The 438-nt window shown below is 81.7% G+C and carries 1 protein-coding gene; it reads left to right on the top strand.

The window, feature by feature from the left end; translation table 11 throughout:
- A partial coding sequence (locus tag JAO81_RS34305; RefSeq protein ID WP_199551893.1) for an LLM class flavin-dependent oxidoreductase occupies nt 1-438 on the top strand: 438 nt, incomplete at both ends.

Below are 438 nucleotides of genomic sequence, written 5' to 3'. Positions count from 1 at the left end.
CGCGCGGGGGGGCCGGTCGCGGGGGCGGCCCCCGGGGCCGACGCCGGGGGGTCCGGCCGGCGGCGCGCCGCCCCCGCGGCCGAGCTGTGGGCGCAGGCGCCCGACGCCACCGAGGTCGCCGCCCGGCTGTGGGACAGCTGGAAGGACGACGCGGAGATACGGGACGCCGCCACCGGGCGCTTCGGGGACCGCGACCGTCCGCACCCCATCGACTTCGAAGGCCCGCACTTCTCCGTACGCGGCCCCTCCGTAGTCCCCCGCCCGCCCCAGGGCCGCCCGCCCGTCGTCGTCGCGCTCGCCGCACACGATCCGTCCGGGCGAAGGGAGTTGGCGGCGCGGCAGGCCGATGTGGTCCTCCTGGAGGCGCCCGGCATCGGCGCCGCCCGGCTCGCGCGCGAGGCGCCCCTCGCCCGGGAGGCCGAGGCAGGGCGCGGCCCC

The sequence above is a fragment of the Streptomyces sp. N35 genome, from assembly GCF_016464295.1.
Classification (GTDB): Bacteria; Actinomycetota; Actinomycetes; order Streptomycetales; family Streptomycetaceae; genus Streptomyces.
Note: the sequence above shows the minus strand (reverse complement) of the source record. Positions and strands in the feature narration are given on the sequence as shown.